13 protein-coding genes and 1 pseudogene are annotated in these 15,540 nt (G+C 34.0%); 9 read left to right on the top strand and 5 right to left on the bottom strand.

The window, feature by feature from the left end:
• Positions 1-100 precede the first annotated feature (100 nt).
• The 3 genes from ACZZZA_RS12155 to ACZZZA_RS12145 all read left to right on the top strand — a co-directional run bounded on the left by ACZZZA_RS12155 (position 101) and on the right by ACZZZA_RS12145 (position 2,335).
• A complete protein-coding gene (locus ACZZZA_RS12155; RefSeq protein ID WP_463432095.1) occupies positions 101-1,072 on the top strand; it encodes an aldo/keto reductase in 972 nt (323 codons plus the stop codon).
• A complete protein-coding gene (locus tag ACZZZA_RS12150; protein ID WP_463432093.1) occupies positions 1,073-1,882 on the top strand; it encodes a helix-turn-helix domain-containing protein in 810 nt (269 codons plus the stop codon).
• Positions 1,883-1,996: 114 nt separating this feature from the next.
• Positions 1,997-2,335 carry an eCIS core domain-containing protein gene (locus ACZZZA_RS12145; protein WP_463432091.1) on the top strand — a complete coding sequence of 113 codons (339 nt, stop codon included), beginning with the start codon at positions 1,997-1,999 and terminating at the stop codon, positions 2,333-2,335.
• 240 nt (positions 2,336-2,575) lie between these two features.
• Here ACZZZA_RS12145 and ACZZZA_RS12140 read toward each other — a convergent pair whose 3' ends face one another.
• Positions 2,576-3,097, bottom strand: a complete 522-nt coding sequence (locus ACZZZA_RS12140) for a hypothetical protein (RefSeq protein ID WP_463432089.1) — start codon at positions 3,095-3,097, stop codon at positions 2,576-2,578.
• Between the two features lie 1,132 nt (positions 3,098-4,229).
• Here ACZZZA_RS12140 and ACZZZA_RS12135 point away from each other — a divergent pair.
• Together ACZZZA_RS12135 and ACZZZA_RS12130 are read left to right on the top strand one after the other, a co-directional pair.
• Positions 4,230-5,255, top strand: a pseudogene (locus ACZZZA_RS12135) (serine hydrolase domain-containing protein); the annotation flags it as partial.
• Between the two features lie 195 nt (positions 5,256-5,450).
• Positions 5,451-5,666, top strand: coding sequence for a tetratricopeptide repeat protein (locus tag ACZZZA_RS12130; protein WP_463433774.1), 216 nt, complete (start codon positions 5,451-5,453; stop codon positions 5,664-5,666).
• Positions 5,667-6,390: 724 nt separating this feature from the next.
• Here the strand turns inward: ACZZZA_RS12130 and ACZZZA_RS12125 are convergent.
• Positions 6,391-7,014 (bottom strand): hypothetical protein, encoded by a 624-nt coding sequence (locus ACZZZA_RS12125; protein ID WP_463432087.1) that lies wholly within the window; start codon positions 7,012-7,014, stop codon positions 6,391-6,393.
• 587 nt (positions 7,015-7,601) lie between these two features.
• Between ACZZZA_RS12125 and ACZZZA_RS12120 the strand changes: the two genes are divergently transcribed.
• The 3 genes from ACZZZA_RS12120 (at position 7,602) to ACZZZA_RS12110 (ending at position 9,967) form a co-directional block, all read left to right on the top strand.
• A complete protein-coding gene (locus ACZZZA_RS12120; RefSeq protein ID WP_463432085.1) occupies positions 7,602-8,513 on the top strand; it encodes an alpha/beta hydrolase family protein in 912 nt (303 codons plus the stop codon).
• 267 nt (positions 8,514-8,780) lie between these two features.
• Positions 8,781-9,239 carry an Hsp20/alpha crystallin family protein gene (locus ACZZZA_RS12115; RefSeq protein ID WP_463432083.1) on the top strand — a complete coding sequence of 153 codons (459 nt, stop codon included), beginning with the start codon at positions 8,781-8,783 and terminating at the stop codon, positions 9,237-9,239.
• A gap of 131 nt (positions 9,240-9,370) precedes the next feature.
• Positions 9,371-9,967, top strand: coding sequence for a DNA-3-methyladenine glycosylase (locus ACZZZA_RS12110; RefSeq protein WP_463432081.1), 597 nt, complete (start codon positions 9,371-9,373; stop codon positions 9,965-9,967).
• Positions 9,968-11,216: 1,249 nt separating this feature from the next.
• Here the strand turns inward: ACZZZA_RS12110 and ACZZZA_RS12105 are convergent.
• The 3 genes from ACZZZA_RS12105 to ACZZZA_RS12095 form a co-directional block, all read right to left on the bottom strand.
• A complete protein-coding gene (locus ACZZZA_RS12105; RefSeq protein ID WP_463432079.1) occupies positions 11,217-11,813 on the bottom strand; it encodes a Crp/Fnr family transcriptional regulator in 597 nt (198 codons plus the stop codon).
• A 630-nt stretch (positions 11,814-12,443) separates the two neighbouring features.
• The gene (locus ACZZZA_RS12100; protein WP_463432077.1) at positions 12,444-12,590 is read right to left on the bottom strand and encodes a hypothetical protein; all 147 of its coding nucleotides are present in this window, start codon (positions 12,588-12,590) and stop codon (positions 12,444-12,446) included.
• 114 nt (positions 12,591-12,704) lie between these two features.
• Positions 12,705-13,553 carry an AraC family transcriptional regulator gene (locus ACZZZA_RS12095; protein WP_463432075.1) on the bottom strand — a complete coding sequence of 283 codons (849 nt, stop codon included), beginning with the start codon at positions 13,551-13,553 and terminating at the stop codon, positions 12,705-12,707.
• A gap of 88 nt (positions 13,554-13,641) precedes the next feature.
• Between ACZZZA_RS12095 and ACZZZA_RS12090 the strand changes: the two genes are divergently transcribed.
• Positions 13,642-14,829, top strand: coding sequence for an MFS transporter (locus tag ACZZZA_RS12090; protein ID WP_463432073.1), 1,188 nt, complete (start codon positions 13,642-13,644; stop codon positions 14,827-14,829).
• Positions 14,830-15,540 lie beyond the last annotated feature (711 nt).

The raw sequence follows: 15,540 nt of genomic DNA, 5'->3' as shown, positions 1-15,540 counted from the left end.
CATAAAGTAAGTGAGCTGTACAAGCAATTAATTTGAGCCACACACGAAAGTAAAATACTCCATACATACTGACCTTTGTATTATCATTAAAACAAATCAAATGTCAACAATTAAAAAAATCCAGTTAGGCCAAAACGGTCCTTTGGTTTCTAATCTTGGTTTAGGCTGTATGCGTATGTCGTCTATTTGGGGCGGCCCAACTCCTGACGAGACAGAAAGCATCGCAACAATCAATGAAGCTTTAGATAGTGGAATCAATTTCTTAAATACCGGAGACTTTTACGGTGCCGGTCATAACGAAATGCTCATTGGAAAAGCCATCAAAGAAAGACGTAACGATGCTTTTATCAGTGTAAAATTTGGTGCTGTTTTCCACAATGGTCAATGGCTGGGAATGGATCTGAGACCTATTGCCATCAAGAATTTTGTCAACTATTCGCTTACCCGCTTAGGAATTGAAACCATCGACCTATATCAGCCTAGCCGTATGGACGGCAGCGTTCCTGTGGAAGACATCATCGGAACGGTTGCAGATCTAATTACAGAAGGTAAAGTGCGTTATATTGGTGTATCAGAAATTAATGCTGATCAGCTTCGCAAAGCCAACAGCATTCATCCGATCAGTGCTTTGGAAATCGGCTATTCTCTGGCAGACCGCCAGATAGAGAACGAGTTGCTTCCGGCAGCAAAAGAATTAGGAATTGGCATCATCGCTTTCGCCAATACAGCGGAAGGATTATTGACCGGCGAACTAAAGGCACCACTTCCAGATGACGATTACCGCAATCATTTTTCCCGTTTCCAAGGTGAAAATTTAAATCATAATCTGGAAAAAGTTGAAGTTCTGAAACAGTTAGCTAATGTAAAAAGCTGTACACCAACTCAACTGGCAATCGCTTGGGTAAAAGAACAAGGTGATTATATAATGACATTGGTAAGCATGAGCCGCAGATCCCGACTACCGGAAAATATCGCAGCGATGGATATCACATTCACACCCGAAGAAATTAACATATTAAATACTACATTTGCAATAGGTGCTATCCAAGGCGGCACGTATCTACAACGATAAATGGAAAGTCCATCAGAAATCCTTCCCGGTGTCATATTCTATTCTTACCTCTCCACAGAGCGGAAAGAGAAAGTATGTATCTGGAATCAGCATACCCTTATACTACAGGTGTCGGGGAAACTGATCTTGGAAACTTCCGTTCAAAACATCTCAATGACGGGAGGGCAAATGCTGCTGATCGGTAAAAATCAATTAGGAACTCTAACCAAAACTCCGGTTGTTGGAGGAAATTATGAAACGATCGTGATTTCTCTGCAAGATGATCTTTTGCGAAAAATAGCTTTAGAAGAAAAGTTTGAAGCCGAAAGAAAATACCATGGTCCCTCAAATATTCTGATTCCGTCCAACGAATTCCTGCAGGGATATTTCCAATCCATTGTTCCGTATGCGAGGAACTCAGGAGCAGCAATGACAGATGAATTAGGGATTTTAAAAGTAAAAGAAGTTGTCAAATTATTGCTTCTTGCGGTACCTGAACTTCGCAACTTTCTTTTTAATTTTTCTATGCCTTATAAAATAGACCTTGAAAAATTTATGGTCAGTAATTATCAGTTCAATGTGACCACTGAAAAGTTTGCCCAGTTGACAGGTAGAAGCCTCGCAAGTTTTAAGCGGGATTTTAAGAAAGTTTTTGAAATGCCGCCCCGTCAGTGGTTACAAGACAAAAGACTGAATGAAGCCCGACATCTGATAGAAGATAAAAAGAAAAAGCCATCCTCCATTTATCTCGATTTAGGCTTTGAAAGCCTCTCCCATTTTTCACATGCTTTTAAAAAGAAATTTGGAAAAGCACCGACATCAGTTCTGTAAATTTAAGATTACGCAGATCAGAAATTAACAATGTAAATTATTCTTAATCTTTTACTTTTCTTTTCCAATTTTTAAAATGACTATATTCTCAAAATATTTCCTAGTTCGATTCAAATGAAAAAAAACACGACAGGTCTGCCTGATCATTTAAAATCAAGGATAGAGAATCTCTCAGGTCATTCAATGGATGACGTTAAAGTACATTACAATAGTGCTCTTCCTGCCCAGTTAGAATCGCATGCTTACTCTGAAGGCTCGGATATTCATATTGATTCCGACCAAGAGAAACACCTGCCTCATGAAGCTTGGCATATTGTACAACAAAAGGAAGAAAGGATCAAGCCTACATTGCCTGCAACAGCTGAGGTAAATATCAACGATGACCCCAAATTAGAAAATGAGGCTGATATGATGGGAGCAAAAGCTTTGCAAAACGTTAAACATGAGTTGTGAAACCGAACTACCTTCGCCAAGTAATAATGGTGTTGCTCCTATTAGGCTCTTTAAAACCCTTATCAGTAATTTGTAGAAACCCAAAACAGGTAACCCGGCAATGAATCGATTTAATATTCGTAGATATTCGATCTTGTACATCAATTGAATTTGCTGGATAATAAAGGTAATAGAAGTATTTTTTAATAAAAAAAAGTGTCACAATTTCTCACGACACTTTTAATTTTGATCGGAAGACAATTACTGGCTTACGATCGTGTAGGTCAATTCAGTAGTATATACTGTAGGATCCTGACCTGCGATATAGTTGTCAAGGTATGCATTAGCACCGGCACCTTTGTACTCGATACTGATTTTTTTGTTTACACCACCAGTTGTAGATGTCACCAAAGTAGATTCGTTAGCTGATAACTGCACGTTTTGTGAATACTGAGCTCCGGTTACAGCCTCAGATCCTGCAGTTGCTTTAATCTGGATTGTGTTTGCCTGAATATTTTTTCCACCATTCTGCATGGCTGCATTAGCACTTTTTACTTTTACCTGAAAACCTCCGGTACTGAATACGTTTAAGTGATCTGCATTAACAGAAGTTACCCCATTGGCATAGTCATCTTTTGTTACGTAGTCAAGGTTTACGATTTTTTGAGCGTTGTTTACAACCAAAGTTTGAATTGGCTTCAGTCTCACATTTAATGTTACATTTTGAGCATTAACTGTTGCGAACCCTAGTAGAGCTAACGAGCCCATCACGAATTGTTTCATTTAAAATTGTTTAATTGTTTCTTAGTAAGTTTCCGAGTGCAAAATTACTCCTTTCTGGCATTGTAGAATTGTGAAAAAACGCTTAAATATTGTGAAATTTAACACATATTTAAAATTGTATTAACAGCCTGTTATTATTGAATAATCAATCATAATATCAATACTTTAATTATTATTCAATACTAATTATTTATGTACAAAAGAATATGATAGTAATAAATATTATGTAATAATATTATGAAATCGTAAATAAAATAAACAACTATTCAATGCATAGTACTTTTTCGGAAATTCAAGTTGGTACTATACCTGAATATAGAAGTTTTAAACTGGCAAATTAATGCAGAAATTAAAAAGATGGATGATCGAAACTGGCAAAAAATATTAAATCCCAAATTTTTGAGGCAATAACGCTGGCTATATTTGTATTATTTAAAGCCATAGGACACCTGTTTTTGCCGAACTTACATTTAAAAAAACCTGTTGATTCTGTCATTTGCAGATTAAAGGAAATTTTGACCTTTTCTATTCTTTTACTTAATTGTCATACGTAATAAGCTTATGTAGTATTCGATCACGCGAATTGATTTATAATAAAATCATATCAGCTGATTATAAAAAGAGAATTAATAAGGATCTAAATTTTAATGAACTGCATTTGCATCCTGTGACGTTTCTGACTTTTCTATGCAAATGACCATTAGGCAGGCAAAAAGAGAACTGCAATCAATACCTTGAAAACAATAAAAAAAAACATTGATGGTACCTTGAAATATTTTTGCGGAGGGTTTTAAAAGCTCCGCTGTACGGATACCCAAAAAGATTTTTTCCGCAGGGACACCGGAATATATTTGCTATAGAAAATCAGGTATCCTCAAATGGAATCAGTCTAGTTGAATTATAATCCGCTTATTATATATTAATAAACAAGAAAGAATGTTCTGCGATACAGCCAAGTACCTCTCTACATAGGATCCAGACGTGTCCTTCAAAATTACTAAAACTTAGGGAAAGAATTAAATGGCTTAATGAATTTATCTCCCACGATATGCCTAAAAATAAAATAATGATAAATTATTCCCCTTTTTTTCTCATGACGTAATAAAAAGTCAGTAATGATTGTCTCAAAATTATGAGAATCTACTTTTTACTACTATTATTTTCACTACAGTTTGCTGCACAGCAAACAAACCCCGGTGTTGATGAAATCATTAACCGGGAAATGAAGGAAAGAAAAATCCCGGGACTGCAACTGGCAGTTGTACAAAAAGGGAAAATCATTTTAAGCAAATCCTATGGAATAGCAAATCTGCAGTACAATATTCCTGTAAGCAATACGACCATCTTTCCTATCAATTCCAACACGAAGGTTTTCACCGGCGTTGCCGTAATGCAGTTGGTCGAACAGAATAGAATCAGATTGAATGACCCGATCAGTAAATATCTGGATGATATTCCGGCTGAATGGCAAAAAATAACGGTAGATCAGTTGTTGACCCATATTTCCGGATTACCGGAGATCCTGAAACTTCTTGATCCTATGACCGGGAATATATGACCTTTAAAAACGGAGGCAGCAATTTGGGAGAAACTCAAGGCTCTTCCTCTGGAATTTAAAACAGGAGAACAATTCAGCTACAATCAGACAAATTACTATTTGTTGGGGAAAATTATTGAGAAAATTACTCAAAAAACTTTTCAAAAAAATTTTGATGAAAATCAGTTTAGAATTGCACATCTTAAAAACACGTTATTTGGAGACTCAAGAGATATTATTCCTAACTATGCACCATCTTATCGCTACAATACCTTTTTTGACGGAAGAAAAGATGAAGCGAAACTTACCAATACCTACACAGAATTCCCTGACTTCACCCGAACAGGAGCGGGTATCAACAGTAGTGCTGAAGATATTGGGAACTGGCTGATCGCTTTGCAAAGCAGTAAATTATTTAAAAAGTCATCAACATTGAATATGATGTGGTCGCCAAGCACGTTCAATAATGGAGCTCCTAGCAATTGGGCACGTGGCTGGGGAATCGCAAAACTTCGGAAAAATCATAAAGCGATTGGAATGTCAGGAGGAAACAGATCAGCAATCCTGGTGTATCCGGAGGATAATCTTGCAATCATCATCCTGACCAACCTGGCAGGAAGTTCTCCTGAAGACTTTATCGAGGAAATAGCAGGATGTTACAACCCCGATATAGTGAAAGCCGATCCATTAACCTATTTAAGAAAAAATCTGCGGGAAAAAGGATTTAATAAAGCTATTGAATTTGTAAAAAAAGAACAAAATGCAAATCCGGAATTTGATCCCAAAGAAGATGAACTGAATAATTGGGCATACCGCATGATGTCAAATAACCAACAAAAGGAGGCTTTGGAAATTTTCAAACTCAATGTTCATTTATTTCCGAAAAGTTGGAATGCCTATGACAGCTATGGGGAAATCTTACTGAAAATGGGTGATAGAAACAAAGCAATTGAAATGTACAGAAAATCCATTGATCTAAATCCTAATAATGAAAACGGCAAAAAAATTCTCACTGAAATGACCCCTAAATAAAAATTGGAATAATTTCAACATTTACAAAAAAACCAAAGCACTCAGTTGTCTTACATAAAGATTCTCTGTTTTTAAGGCTACCTTAAAAAACTCTTAAACTCTGGATTAGGCTGTAGGATTCATACGAAATAAGTGGAGCCTTTGTTAACGTATATAGATTCATACTTATGGCAATCTTCTGTCTAAATTAATTTGAAACCAATAAAATAAAAACCAGAAAAAACTGCTATAAACAGCTAATCTAATCGGTCAGATTATTATTTTCAATTTTCTTCTCATATTTTTGATCTCGTCTCTAAGATTCCCAAATTTGTAAGTGATATTGAAACCGAAAGATCCGTAATAATCTCTGACGTAATTGCTTTGGTAAAAATCTGCCCCATTTGTTTCCGTAATGTCTTTCTGAACTTATTAAAAGGGTTGTTGATTATTGCTATTTTATCGTTTAGTCTTCCACTTTTTATCAGCTTCATTAATAAGGATTTATTCTGATTGTATTTTCAGTATTCTTAAACCATATTTCTAGCTGCTTTTTCGCTTGTTGGAATAATCTTAATACAGTTCGGCGAAAAGCTCATTAATTTAAGGTCCTATGACGATTGAAGTAGGTTTTACAAAGAAAAAGAGAAAAAAGAATCATCTTTCTTGACCCTATATTTCCCGTAACGCTGATCAAAGTGTTTGTTAACTGACGTTGTTCATTAATGAATTCTACGTAAGAATTTTAGCTTTCAAGTATTAATTTTATTTTATCGTAAACTTGCTGATGGGTTTCATTATACATTGAAGCATAGACCACTTTATCATTTTGATCATAAACTACAACAAGTGAATAGCCATAAAACCAATGTTTGGGAGCAAGATTTTGTGTGAAAAAAGTATACCGATCAGATTTACTTTCTTTATTTTTCTCAGCATTATAAACGAAATACTCGTATTTACCTTTTCTGTTTTTATTCTTATCGTTGTCCGTAATTGTAAAAATAGGTGAAGTACAGTTGATTGAACCAAGATAATTCTCCGTGCTCTTAAAAGAAGATGTTCTGTAAATATCTGTAAGATAAAAGACATCCAGTATTTCTTTGAAGTCTTTTTCAAAAGTCAGAATCTTTGGAAACTTTTCACGGCACGGTTTACACCAATCTGTGAAGGTGTATATCATTTTATATTTTTTATCGCTTTTATTGATGAAAAATTTCAGCTTCGACGCATCATCAACTTCATAGAATGCTTTGTTTTTTAATGAAGAAAAATCAGTATCCCTTAATGTGTCAACTTTGATCACATTTGATTGTGCCGTAAGAATTTGAAATAAAAAAAAGGTGTAGATAAAGTAATAGTTTTTCAAAATAATTATTTTGATTAAAGATATCAATATAAAAGTAATTTATGCAATTTATATTTCTCAGCTTCTAATTTCAAAACAATTTGATTAAACTAAAATTTTGATGTAATTAAATTGATTCAGTCTTTTCCTTTTTTTGACAACCACTCCTCATATTTTTTTTAATAACTTGGAAAAGCAATAATAACTGATCCGGTTTTGATGCCAACTTCCAAGCTTCCAAACACTTAATAATAAAGAATATAAAATTGTGCCCTAACAATGGTATCAATTCCAGATAATTTACCTCCTACTAATTAAACAAAACATCAAAATTGAAAGTGAATTTTTTCACAGACTTTCAGATGACGTGTTTGTTGACCGGAAAAATAAAACTGAATGTATTCGAGATAAAATTGTGAGTGTGAAATATATTGAAGATAGAAGAACCTCATCTCAACAAACGATTATATTCAATTAATAATAAAATTTTATATTACGACATAAGTAGCTTGCTGAAAGTTACATAATTCAGATTGATAAAATACTTAAATTTGAACGTTCAGGAAATGCTAACGAAACCCTTTGAATAAAACTCCTAATTAACTAAAATGAACAATAACCTTTTTCGTACCCTATTTCTTTGGCTAGTATTAATAACTTTACCAGGCACGGTCTTTTCTCAATCAACTAATTTTACCATTCAAGATGTTAAGTTTGAAAGCCAGGGTATTACTCTAGCAGGTTCAATTTTAAAGCCTGAAAATCCATTCGCAGCTGTTGTAATTGTTCACGGGTCAGACCCTGTAAAAAGAGAAACAGAGTTCGCAAAACGTCTTGCTAAAGAAGGTATTGCTGTATTGACCTATGACAAACGTGGAGTTGGAGAGTCTGGAGGTGTATATGTTGGACCATCTGTTGGCACGAATAATATTGACCCTGATAACCTTAATTTATTATCTGACGATGCAAGTGAAGCAGTACGAATATTCCGAACCCATTTGAAAGATAAAAATACACCAATTGGTTTAGTTGGATTTAGTCAGGCAGGATGGATAATTCCTATTACTGCTAGCAAGAACCCCCAAATTGAATTTATGGTTTTATTTAGTTGTCCTACGGTAACTACTTTAGAACAACTTCGATTTCAGTTTTATACGAATGAAAATAATAATTTTTGGGAAAATCATACAGATAAAGATGCTAGTGAACATACTAAAAATGACCCGGACAAGTATCAATTCGTAGCGACTGACCCAAAAATTTCTTTGAATGCTCTTTCAATTCCGGGACTTTGGCTTTATGGAGAAAAAGATATACAAATTCCCGTAAAATTATGCATAGAGCAGTTAAACATCCTTAAAGTTCAAGGTAAACTGTTCGAGTATGTATTATTTCCAACATTAGGACACAATACATCCTCTCAAAACATTACTGAACCTTTTGATATTTCAGTTCAATGGATAAAGCAGAAGACATTAAACTTTAATAAATTTAAAAAGTATAGAACTGCCTCTAATTAAGGCATTGTTAAAAACAAGGGACATCGGTAAACTTAGATGATAATTCCGTGGTAAGGTATCTGGTGTAATGAAATGACTCAATTTTTTTGATTATTTAATTTATGCCGAGTGACATTTTTTCCGGCCCTGACATTACAAAATGACATTTTTGGAATAATGTGAAGTATGACCTTGACATTTTTTCTTGTTCAGCGTGATGGTATATTGTTGGTGTATTGGAAAAATGAGATCATTTAAATATTGTTTAACCTTTAAAATTTGTTTGTTATGACAACGATCGTAAAAAGAGCCAACGGCAGTTTACTCCCTGCCAATCCGCGTTCACTGTTCGACGATTTTTTCAACCGCGAACTGTTTAATTGGGGTAATAATAACTTTTCTGCTTCCCGCACAACGCTGCCATCAGTTAACATCAAAGAGCTTGAAAGAGCTTTTGAAGTGGAAGTTGCCGCACCTGGAATGCAGAAAGAAGATTTCAGCATCACTCTTGATGGAAACTTGCTGACTATTTCATCATCAAAAGAAGATAAACAGGAAGAAAACAACGGCAACTATTCCCGCCGGGAATTCAGTTACCAGTCTTTTCAGCGCAGCTTCGAACTTTCAAAAGATGTTGTAGACGATGAGAATATTGAGGCAAGATATGAGAATGGTGTCTTAATGCTCACTATTCCGAAAAAAGAAAGTGCTCTGGCACGGCAACCAAGACTGATTGAAATCCAATAAAGTGAAAGGTTTTCCGGATATCCGGAAAACCTTTCACTTTATTTAAAATGCTGAATGAACTGTTATAGCCGTCTGTATGTACGCTTATTTAAAGTCTTAGTTTTTTACTGCACTTTTTATAATTTAGCTGCTTGAAATTACCTCCCTCATATTATCTGAACCCAGATGTGGAATTCCTTGCAAAAGACTTGTTGGGGAAAATACTTTTTACCCGAACAGATGATGGCACCACTGCAGGAATTATTGTAGAAACAGAAGCTTACTTCGGGACCAGAGACAAAGCATCCCATGCGTACGGAGAGCGGCGCACTGCCCGCACTGAAACCATGTACAGCAGAGGAGGCACAGCTTACGTATATCTCTGCTACGGTATTCATTATCTTTTCAATGTCGTTACATCACTAAAGGACGATCCAAAATGTATTCTCATCAGGAGCGTCGAACCTTTCGAGGGGTTGGAGATTATGGAAATGAGAAGAAAAATGCCGGCAGATCGTCAAGTTATTTCTTCAGGTCCGGGATCAGTGGCCAAGTCATTAGGGATCGATTCTTCATTTAATAAAAACATTTTGACAGGAGATCGAATCTGGGTTGAGGATCGTGATATATCCTACAATGCATCAGAAATCAGTATTACTCCAAGAATAGGAATAGCCTATGCGAAGGAACACGCAAATTTGCCTTTGCGCTTTTTTGTGAAGGATTCTAAATATGTTAAAGTCAAATAAACTAAAACAAAGTTTTATCCAATCTTTATAAAGTTATTTAAAGTTGCTAATATTCAAATTATCTTCATATAGTAAAATGTTGTTGGGTTTGTTCGGTAAGTAGTGAATCTTCACCTTAGAATTGAATTAAATGTAGGGAAATGCAGAAATTAAAATTGTGTTATAAGCCATTGATCTCTAACTCTACAAAGAAGTTAAGATGACTCGTTTGAAAGTTGCATAGCAAAACCGTACAATAATTCCTGTAATACATAATGCGGTCATTTTTTTTGTAATTAGAAGATTCTGCATTAATATAGGTGCAGTATTTATGGTAGAATTATGAGAAGTAACGGATGAAAATAAAATAATTGTATACCTTGGTAATCCATCTTTTACATAACCAATACCGAAGAAACCGAGTTCAACAGCGTTGATAACAGAGTTTAATAAGTAATCCATTAGTATCAGGTGCGTGTTATGATATTAAAGGCAATCCATTTTCAGTCATATGAACCTATATATATTTGTTACCGCTCTTAGAAAAGCGTAGCATTGCTTCAGCATTAGGGATATTTTATTGTTAGTTGTTAAAAATTTGAGCCATCGTTCAATTTTGTACCAATCTATTTATATCCTGAAAGAAATTGGGGCGCACTAAGACACAGATCTATTTATGATGACAGGAAAGTTAAAAAAAATTGAATTTTACCTCAACAAATATTTGAATATGCCAAAGGAAATGGTATTAAAAGATTTAAAAATTCACTGTAATGAGTATGAGGATATTATGTTTTATAATCGTAATAGATGTAAATTCCTTATAAATGATGAAATTATTTTTTTTGTCAAGAATAATAGGATTTACAATATTTGCATTACTGAATATATTTTAGGTATTCCATTAACCATCATATTTTATCATCAGGATCAAGATTTTACCTATACAATAATTGGATTAAAAAATAAACAAATAAAAACATACTAAACTTGAGGATGTGAATCTTTAATCCACTCTAACAAATATAATTACAAAAACTTTTTGTACCCGTTCATTGTTGTGATCGTGAACTGAAAAATTAGAAAACATTTAGAATTTATAAAGGAAAAATACACCTTTTTTTATTTAGCAATTTGATTGTTTTAATAAAATTGGAACCAAATATTTAAATTTTATTTCAAAAAGGGATTATAAAACAAATCAAGAAATGACGTTAAAATTTACCAGCTGTGATTTATTTTAGGTAATCCCCAAATTACACCAAATTATTTAAAAATACACTTTTCGATCAATGATTTTTACAATCCCTCCAGTCTCGAACTTTTTCAAACATCTAATCACCGTCTCTATTCGTAGCCCTGTAATACAGGCAAACTGTTGTCTTGTCAATTTCAGTTCATATGAAAATGGCGTGTTATCGTGATAAAAGCTTTTGAAATATCTTAATGTACCCATAATACGGTCTTCTGCTTTTACGCATGCCATATTTTGCATCATCACTAATTTTTGAGCAAGAGTTTTAGCAATATATTTATTAACAACCATTGCTACAGATGGCTTTTCATCAAGCATTTTTAGAAAGTTATCTTTAGGAACCTGTATTAAAGTACAATCAGACATTGTCACAGCGTTAACCGGATAAGCATCATCTACAAACAATAGCAATTCGCACACGCTGTCTCCATCAGTAAGAAGACTTTGAATCAGCTCTTTTCCATTTTCATAAATGTAGTTTAACTTGACATCACCTGAAATTATTTGATAGTAGCATTTTGGAGTTTCCTCAACCTGAAAAATGTAATCGTTTGAATTATAAGAATGAATTGTTCCGCCACTGTCGAGAAGTAAATCTGTATCTATAAGCATTATATTGTTTATAATTAATTGAGTAAATCTATGGTAAAAATATTAGCAAAACTAAATATCACTATAAATAATCATATTATCTATGATATCTTTTTAAAATTTTCTAAAGTATTGTAACCTGAATCATAGGTTCCATTTTTCATGATTAATATTTTAGTAATGTAAATGATATATTATATTTACGTTGTTTAGGTTAATCCTTCTCAATTACTGGGAAGGATTTTATTTTGATTTCAATCATATAAACACAATATATATTTTATAACTTTGGGAGACAAATGTTATATATATCATTTATGATTAATTTGATTCCTGGCATCTGTTGTAAACCAAATTTTGGTTTTTTTACCTGCACATATGACATCACAACACGAAACCGTATCACCAACATTCATCTTATAAGCTTGGAACGATAATATTGGAATCGTCGAAAAGGGACTACCATCATTTCCCGAAACGTTTATGATTTTTAGGAAATAATCGTACCCTTCTTGATATTCCGTATAATCTAAGATTTACAATATCGTCTGGTTTTTAGATCTCATCAGAATCATCGACCGGCGTAACTGTCAGCTAGCGGAAATAGAGATAGAGAAAGATTTTTAAAGAATAAACTGGATGCACCAAATTTTAATCTAAGAAATTTTTATTTTGTTTCTTTGATTTAGTCATATTTATTTTAGTCGTAATCCATCGGGCTAAAATCCCACTGGCAATACCTATAACAACACTACCTAAAATTTGCACATTCTCTGATAATTTAATTCGTTCGGGCATGGTTTGAGTTTGATGATAATAATATTTTGTACTACAAAAATAAGTAAATTAAAATTTGCTTTTGCCAGATATTATTTCCTTAAATACCTTAATAGGTAATAAATATTCCAGTTTCTAATTATCCATTGCTTTCGGTATCTTGATCTTTTTAAATTCCGTCAAACTCATATGATGCCGCTTTTTAAAAAACTTATTCAGGTGGCTTTCATCTGAAAACCCAAACTCAGTTACAATTTCATTGACCCGCATATCACTGAACAAGACCCGATGTTCAATCAATCTCATTTTATAATTCATTATATATTGCTGAATAGTTTCTCCGGATTGCTTTTTAAAATAACTACCAAGATAGGTTTCTGCAAATCCGAACTTCTGAGATATTTTAGAGACTTTCAATAAAGCCGGATCATGGATATTTCCTTGGATATAATCAATAATATTAATAACTCTTTTATCCGTTTTGGAAGTAATATGTTCAGCCCGCATCTTTGAAATATTCCTTGCCGCAATCACAATCAATGCATTCACATAATTCAAAGTCAGCTCATCCTGGTAAAGATCCGGATGATTGATGCCATGAAGCAATGAATCCACAATAGATTTAACCAAAACAACGTCAGGCTTATTTTGCAAAATACAGCCCGATAAAAAGGAAGCACCATACAATAAACACTCCATTGAATTAATACTGTTCCATTTGTATTTCTTTACATAGCGTTCACTGAATTTCACGAGCAAAAGGTCGGTACTTTCAATGATTTCCAAATGATGATGATCATCTGGTGTCAGGAGAATAAGGCTACCTTCACTGTATGAAGCTATATTGTTGTTTATCTTCAAAAACCCCTTCCCAGAAATGACATATACAATTTGAAAAAATGAGAACTGGAGGTCCTTTAAAGGACAGCTTGCTGACTGGTGGTATTCTACCTTAATCAATTGATCTATATTCTCTCGTTTCATGATACAAAAATACCTATTTATCATTAATATATACTGATTATTTACAATTTTTCTGTTCATATTTGCTAATTATAAATTTTAAGTATTAATGAAAACATCAATTTACGTCCTAGCTCTGGGAGCCTTCGGCATTATTACCACTGAATTTGGGATCGTGGGTATCCTACCGATTATCAGTCGGCAATTTGACGTATCAATCGATACGGCAGGTTGGCTACTGAGTGCTTTTGCAATTACGGTAGCAATTTCTTCCCCTTTTATAACGTCATTTACAACCAAAATAAACCGTAAATTATTGTTATGTTTGGTGATGAGCATATTTGTTATTTCCAACTTAATTTCTGCTTTTTCCACAAACTTCACAATGCTTATGGTCGCCAGAATACTGCCTGCAATCCTACATCCCCTATTCTGGAATATCGCCATCGCAATTGCATTCAGGGAAAAGGGCGCAAAAGGAGTTTCTACAGTTATGTTGGGATTAAGCGTGGCCACGGTGCTCGGTATTCCGCTTACTACCTATGCTGTAGACCTTTTTCATAATTGGCAGGCATCATTTTTCCTGAGCAGCGCTATAAGTTTGATTGCTTTTATTGGCCTGCTGCTGTTTATACCAACTATTCCGGCAGATCCTGCGATATCCGGCAAGAATCAGATAGCAGTTTTGAAAAGTCCTCTTCTATGGGTTAATCTGATTTCTACCATAACCACGCTGGCTGCAATGTTTGCCAGTTACACCTATCTGACAACTTACCTGGAACGCATTACCAGAATGGACGGTGCACAGATCAGTATGATGTTACTCCTTTTCGGTGGAATGGGAACTTTAGGGAACTTGCTCATGGGGTTAGCATTGAACCGTAATGTACTACTGACTGCAAGACTTTTTTTAATCCTCTTAATCACGGTACAAATACTAGCCTACTATTTTGGAGGAAATTATATTCCAATGGTCATCATTGTATCCCTTTGGGGAATGATCCATACCGGAGGTTTTTTGGTATCAAATATCCGGACGACACAATTTATTCCCCATCATGCCCTGGAATTTGTCAATAGCTTACTGACGTCCTCTTTTAATATTGGAATTTCATTAGGTGCATTTCTCGGAGGACTAGTTAGTGTTTATTACGGAGTTCATTATGTTCTATGGCTCAGCATACTGTTGTTGACAGTGACTTTTATTCTCAGTTTTTTGACCTTCCCTAAAATTATTCCAGAAAAGGACAAGACAAGTAACATAAAAAATGCAGCATCTGTATGTGAACAGAGCTAAGCATTTTAAATCATAAGTCAAAATTATTTATTTTACCATTTAAAAGATAGATTATCAAGAACTGAATGAGGAAATCAATGCAGAGTATGAAACATTATCCTCATTGCAGTACTCAATTCCAGCCAATTATTTTCAAATGATGATTCATATGTCATTTAACACCTTCAAAATATTCTCTACATCCGCTAATAAATGGTTTGGATAGAGTCCTGTCAAGTTCACCAAACAGGACTACATTAGTGAATGGCCATTCTCTGTCAATGAGATCAAGGTATATTGTTCCGGTTACAAAGAAATATATGGACGAACGAACAAAAGGTCTGATTTTAAAATTTATATACATTTGCTTACCAAAGTTATAAAAAATATATAATGTGCTTTATCATTGAAATCAAAATAAATAAAAGTCCCGACCTTAAAAGAGGATTAAACTGAACCCCGTAAATATAATATATCATTTACTTTGCTAAAGTATTTAATCTTTAGTAAAGGAATCTATGACCAAATCATTACCAAGTCAAAGTATATCGTGCCAGATCATATATCAGTATTAGATGCCATTAGCAGTTCATAATTTTCTGATAATCTCGTATCATTATAAAACTAACAAAAAGCACGTTTAAATAACCATAATTAGTAAATCCTAATATCCTCTGACTGTTGAGTTTGTTAAAATCTGTAACATTTTTGGAATAATGATACTAATTATGC

The sequence above is a fragment of the Chryseobacterium sp. AC405b genome (assembly GCF_979258685.1).
Note: the sequence above shows the minus strand (reverse complement) of the source record. Positions and strands in the feature narration are given on the sequence as shown.

Coding starts and splice junctions, on each gene's coding strand:
- ACZZZA_RS12155 (WP_463432095.1), top strand. CDS start 101: ATGTCAACAATTAAAAAAATCCAGTTAGGCCAAAACGGTCCTTTGGTT.
- ACZZZA_RS12150 (WP_463432093.1), top strand. CDS start 1,073: ATGGAAAGTCCATCAGAAATCCTTCCCGGTGTCATATTCTATTCTTAC.
- ACZZZA_RS12145 (WP_463432091.1), top strand. CDS start 1,997: ATGAAAAAAAACACGACAGGTCTGCCTGATCATTTAAAATCAAGGATA.
- ACZZZA_RS12140 (WP_463432089.1), bottom strand. CDS start 3,097: ATGAAACAATTCGTGATGGGCTCGTTAGCTCTACTAGGGTTCGCAACA.
- ACZZZA_RS12130 (WP_463433774.1), top strand. CDS start 5,451: ATGATGTCAAATAACCAACAAAAGGAGGCTTTGGAAATTTTCAAACTC.
- ACZZZA_RS12120 (WP_463432085.1), top strand. CDS start 7,602: ATGAACAATAACCTTTTTCGTACCCTATTTCTTTGGCTAGTATTAATA.
- ACZZZA_RS12115 (WP_463432083.1), top strand. CDS start 8,781: ATGACAACGATCGTAAAAAGAGCCAACGGCAGTTTACTCCCTGCCAAT.
- ACZZZA_RS12105 (WP_463432079.1), bottom strand. CDS start 11,813: ATGCTTATAGATACAGATTTACTTCTCGACAGTGGCGGAACAATTCAT.
- ACZZZA_RS12100 (WP_463432077.1), bottom strand. CDS start 12,590: ATGCCCGAACGAATTAAATTATCAGAGAATGTGCAAATTTTAGGTAGT.
- ACZZZA_RS12095 (WP_463432075.1), bottom strand. CDS start 13,553: ATGAAACGAGAGAATATAGATCAATTGATTAAGGTAGAATACCACCAG.
- ACZZZA_RS12090 (WP_463432073.1), top strand. CDS start 13,642: ATGAAAACATCAATTTACGTCCTAGCTCTGGGAGCCTTCGGCATTATT.